The 5593-nt window shown below is 56.9% G+C and carries 3 protein-coding genes; all 3 read left to right on the top strand.

Annotated elements, in window-relative coordinates; genetic code table 11:
• The first annotated feature begins 12 nt into the window (after positions 1 to 12).
• Positions 13 to 3738, top strand: coding sequence for a serine hydrolase (locus U9R25_04580; protein MEA3335162.1), 3726 nt, complete (start codon positions 13 to 15; stop codon positions 3736 to 3738).
• A 244-nt stretch (positions 3739 to 3982) separates the two neighbouring features.
• On the top strand, positions 3983 to 4216 hold the full coding sequence (locus U9R25_04575; protein ID MEA3335161.1) for a hypothetical protein: 234 nt from the start codon (positions 3983 to 3985) through the stop codon (positions 4214 to 4216).
• Between the two features lie 311 nt (positions 4217 to 4527).
• Positions 4528 to 5295 carry a hypothetical protein gene (locus tag U9R25_04570; GenBank protein ID MEA3335160.1) on the top strand — a complete coding sequence of 256 codons (768 nt, stop codon included), beginning with the start codon at positions 4528 to 4530 and terminating at the stop codon, positions 5293 to 5295.
• Positions 5296 to 5593: the final 298 nt, after the last annotated feature.

Below are 5593 nucleotides of genomic sequence, written 5' to 3'. Positions count from 1 at the left end.
TAGGAGGGAAAAATGACCTGCCAAAAAACACTTTACGCCACGATCAGCCTGATGCTGATCGCAGTTGTTCTGTCCGCCTGTGTTGCACCGGCAGCACCAGCGCCCGCCGTGGCGCCAGAGGCAGCAGATGAGGGCCAGGCGGTGATCACCGCCTGGCAGGACGCGCTTAACGCCGGCGATATCGATACGGCGTTATCACAACTGACAGAAGATGCAACCATCGAGATCGTGCCACCGCCGCCCGGCATGGACGGAATATTCAGCGGGAAGGAGGCCATCCGCGCCTGGTGGGAACCGCAGGTGGCGGGCAATGCTGTCAGTGAAGTGCTGAGTATGGAGATGGATGGCGATCATTGGGTGATTGAGGAGACCTGGGTGGATGACGATATGAAAGCCCTGGGGATCGAGTCCCTTCTCTTCGTGATCGAAGGTGAGATGGAAGGTGACAAGATCAAATCTTACACAGCGACGATGAGTGAAGACTCGTTTGCTGAGTTCGTTGGCGCCATGACGCAAGCTGAGAACATGGGCGCTGTCAGAGCCTATATCGAGGAGTTCACGAACGAAGGAAACGAAAGCGTTGCCGACGACGTTTTTAGCGAGGACGTTGTCTGGCACAGTCCGACCTCACCGAAACCGATCGAGGGGATTGAGTCGTTGAAAGCAAGCATCAAGGAGACGCATATCGGCATTCCTGATTTTCGCGCGACTATCGACGACATATTCTCGGCGGGAGATACGGTGGTGGTGAGAGGCACGACCACGGGCACACACGCCGGACCACTTTCGGGCATGCCCGCCACCAATCAGAGCGCTGAATGGACGTTTATCGAGGTGTACCATGTTCAAGATGGCAAGATCCAAGAGATAACCGAGCAGTTTGATGCCCTGGGCTTCCTGCAACAGATCGGTATCATGCCTGCGGATCGGGAGAGCTATACCTGGGGCGAGGCCATGGAGGTGACCGGCGCTGAACCTGGCGATGCGGAGGCCAACAAGGCCACGGTCTTGGGCGCGGGGCAGGCGGGGATGGCTGCAGATACGTTGGAGCAGTTGGATGAGATGTTTGCCGCTGACTTCGTCAACCACGATCCCTCGCGGCCACAGGTGACGGACCTGGAGAGTTTCAAGGCCTGGAGTGCGGAGAATGTGACCGGCTTCCCGGACCAGAAACTGGTGAGCGAGGAGTTGGTCGCTGCCGGAGACAAAGTGATGGAGCGGTGGACGTGGACGGGGACGGAAAGCCAGACGGGCACGCCGCTGTCCATGACCGGCACCACCATCTATCGCTTCGAGGAGGGCAAGATCGCGGAAGCCTGGTGGGCTAATAACATGATGGGTATCATGATGCAGATGCAGGCGGCGATGGAAGCGATGGAGCAGCCGGCTGAAGAGGTAGTGGAAGCGGTCATTGCAGATGAACCAGCAGATGATAGACCTCCGCTTCGCCCCCATCGTGCGCGATTTGATGCACCACCTTACGGCATCCGTGGACCCAATGTGGTTGGTGTTCGTGACCTGTTGATTGAGGCGACACCAGAAGGTGAACGCCCTCTTGATGTCAGCATCTGGTATCCAGCACTGAATCCAGAAGGCATCGAGGAGAGTATTATCTACGAAGTGAATTTCCCAGACAGTGATTTTCCGACGTTTGAGGTTGCTGGTCGGGCAATTCGTGACGCCCCGGATGATCCTTCAGGCGGCCCGTATCCACTAGTAGTGTACTCGCATCCCGGCTGGAGTTGGCGACAAATCGCCACCTACCTGCCAGAACACCTTGCCTCGCACGGCTACGTTGTCATTGCAGCTGATCATCAGGACAACATAGGAACACTCATGCAACCGACATATGCAAGCGAGATAAGCCGTCCACAAGACATTAAGCGCGAACTCGACTATTCTGAAAGTCTCACAGAGGCAGGCGAACCGTTCGAGGGAATGATCGACATGGAACGTGTGGCTATTACGGGCTCCTCCTTTGGAGGTGAAACTGCCTTAGAAATGGGAGGTGCGCGCTTCAACCTGGCCAAGATGTTTGATGAGTATTGCAGAGTACATCCTGGTGAACCTGACGATCCCATGAACATCTGCGTTGAACTTGCTGCCCATACAGATGAGATAGCCCAACTGGCCGGATTGGAGGCCATGCCAGAAGGATTGTGGCCGGATTGGAGTGATCCCCGCATCGACGCGATTATACCGATGGCGCCAGACGTGGCAATGTTTGGGTTTGATGGACTTCAGCAAGTTGACAAACCAATGTTGCTCATGATTGGGTCGGCAGATGACCTTGTTGGCCCAGCGATTGATTACTACTCAGCCTACGAGACAATCGGAAGCGAGCGCAAGATACAGGTCGTCTTTGAAAATGGATGGCACGGTCTTTACGGAAATGCAATCGAAGCCATGCCCGCCCTTCTGGATGCTGGAATTGGTTTTTTCTTCGTTGATGCAGTTTGGGACCTTGACCGCGCCCACGACCTGATCAACCACTTTGCCACGGCTTTCCTGGAGGCTGAGTTGAAGGGCGATGAAGCTGCCGCAGCCGTCCTGGCGCCCGAGGCTGTGGCATTCCCAGGCGTCGAGTACCAGGCAGAGGGATACGAAGCCGGAGAGGCTGCGGAACCAGAAGCACAGATCAGTAGCGAGTCGGTGACCGAGATCGAAACGCTGGTCGAGCAGGCAATGGCGGACAACACGCTACCCGGCGTGGCTATCGGCATCATCAAGGATGGCAAGGTGGTCTATACCAAAGGCTTTGGCGAAGCGGACATGGTGGCAGGCAAGCCGGTCACGCCTCAGTCCTTGTTCAGCATGGCGTCGATATCCAAGATGCTCACGGCTGCCGCCATCATGCAACTGGTGGAGCAGGGGTTGATCGATCTGGATGCACCGGTGACCGACTACCTACCCTACTTTCGCCTCGACGATCCGCGCTACTCAGAGATCACCGTACGCCACCTGTTGGGGCATACCTCCGGCCTGCCCTTTTTCTCCAAAGAAACAGAGGTGCGGTGGAAGGCCAAAGACTACGAGAACCCAGACAATGAAGAGGGCGCGCTGGAACGGCATGTCAGAGCCATGAACGATGTCAAGCTGATTGCCGACCCCGGCGGCGACGATACGCTGTACAGCACCATCGGCTACAATGTCCTGGGGGCCATCATTGCCAAGGTTTCCGGGCAGAGCTACGAAACCTACATGCAGGAGAATATCCTCGATCCGTTGGGCATGGATCACAGCTCCTTTCTGCTGGATGATGTTGATCCAGAACTGCTGACAACCGGGTACCGGCGTGAAGTGGGAAGTTCGGAAGCGACGCCCTGGCACTTCTTCCCCTTCAACCGCCAACATGGCCCTGGCGGCGGACTGATCGCCAACGTCGACGACATGAACAAATGGGCATTGGCGATCCTGAACGGGGGTGAGTTGAATGGCGCCCGCATCGTGGAGACCGAGACCCTGGATGAGATCTGGACACCATTATCCACCCCTGGGATGGGAGGCTTGTTACAGGAATATGGCATGGGCTGGTTCCTGGCAGAGGATAAAGGACACCGCTTCGTCTGGCATGTTGGCGGCGGTCCGGGCTACATGTCGAATCTCATCCTGGCGCCGGACGACGACGCTGCTGTGGTCACGATGGTCAATTCCAATCGCGATCTGGGCGACAATGAGCTCTGGTATGCCACGGATGTAGGCATTGCAGCCATGTACGAACTGCTGGGTATCGACTAAAATGAGATGGTGGGTGGTGAAGTGCAGATAGTGCCCGGTGGACCGAAAGGTTCAGCCGAGACCACATCGCGCCTCTCGAAACTTCCAGGAAGCTCTGCGTTTTCCACATTCCGCGCCAGCAATCGCTGCTCTAACGCTGCAGCTAATCCTGCGCTAATGGCATCCCGGTACACTGGCGTCAGATGGTCCAGCGATGGATCACGACCCATGTCCGGACAAAGATCCCAGCCACAGGAGGTGAGCCATGGACTTGATGTCGCAGCACAGGGTAAAAATGCTGCAATACGAGGATATGCTGCGGGAGGCGGAGAAGCAACGGCTGATAAAACAGATCAAAGCAAGCCAACCTTCCCGACCCAGCCTGATCCAGCGCTTTCGCCAGCAGATGGCGCTGGGTTGGACCGCAGCCGTCAACCGGAGCAAGGAGCGCCCCTCTGAGCTCCCGATGGAAGGCCGGCCACGCCAGCGCCCAGCCTAGGCTGAAAGCGAGGCAATCCGGTGACCAAACTGAGAGCCGCATTCGATTTGGCTCTGTGGGTGAGGAACAAAAGGAACGGCGGCGTGGTGAACCCGGGACACGCCACGCCGCTGCCCTGGTCCTTCCCCGATGTTTCCAGAATCCCCTCTCGAAAAGTTCCATAAATTGTGTTATACTTGTTTCAGGAATACTGTTGGCCGAGAACGTTCATATTGATGTAGTGCTCGCAAAAATCGAAGGCAGTTCGTTGTTTTCCGGAACCCTGGCCTGGCGTCAGGCCGGGCGGAGAATCAAACCCAAAGGGAGGAATCATGTTTGCAGGAGCAGTAAAACAAGAGCGGAAACGTTCGGGTGAAAAGCGCCGCAGGCTCAGCTACCTGGCGGTTGTCTCAGTTCTGTTGGCCCTGGCGTTGGCAGCCGGTGCCTGTGCTCAGCCGGTGGTCGTGCCAGGAGAACCCGGTCCAATAGAAGTGGTAGAATCGGTTAAGGAGATGCCGGTAGCGGAGGTCCCTCTGGTGGCGGAACCTCCGGCCGGTGACAGCGGGAATGATCCGACGGTTACACCGACCCCCTGTCGCACCTCGTGTTCGGAAGAATTCGCCTGCAGCGGCGACGGCCAGAACGTTCCACTGAGGTGTATGACTGTCTCCGAACCCAACGAAGAGGGGCATTCCTACCCGGTGATCTTGAACGTGCCGTTGCAGAGTGTGGCGGTGGAAGTGCAAAGGCTGTCACTGGAGTCTGGCATCATCGAGACGGCTTGCCCGGACCCTCCGTATTCCTGGGTGGTCGTGATTTTCGACGTGGTGCCGACCGATGATGGCGGTGAACCGCTGACAACCTTCGACCCTCCGATTACCTTGCAGGTAGTTGTTGGCGCCGAGGATTGGAAGGATGCCGAGGAGGCGGGCCTGGAGGCACCCGAGATGGCCTACTGTGATCCCTACGGTAACCAGGAGTGGATAGTATTCGACCCCGAGAAGTACCGGTACCAGGCTGAAGGGAACAGCGAGATTGGCGGCCTGCTGAGCGCTCAGATCACCTCCTGGGAAGATCCCGCCATCGCATCGGGGCCGTGAGGTGAAATAGTAACTGATGTTACGCGGTCGGTGTTCGGTATTCGGTAATCGGTATTCGGTGATCGGATGGGATTCGACGCGGGTCTGAATCGGATTACCGATTACCGGTCACGGATTACCTGAAGCGGTATTCGGTATTCGGTGATCCGATCGGATTCGACGCAGTTCCGGATCGGATTACCGATTACCGGTCACGGATTACCTGAAGCGGTATTCGGTGTTCGGTGATCCGATCGGATTCGACGCAGTTCCGGATCGGATTACCGATTACCGGTCACGGATTACCTGAAGCGGTATT

It is taken from the genome of Chloroflexota bacterium (assembly GCA_034717495.1).
Taxonomy (GTDB): Bacteria; Chloroflexota; Anaerolineae; order JAAEKA01; family JAAEKA01; genus JAYELL01.
This window is presented reverse-complemented; position numbering and strand designations above follow the sequence as displayed.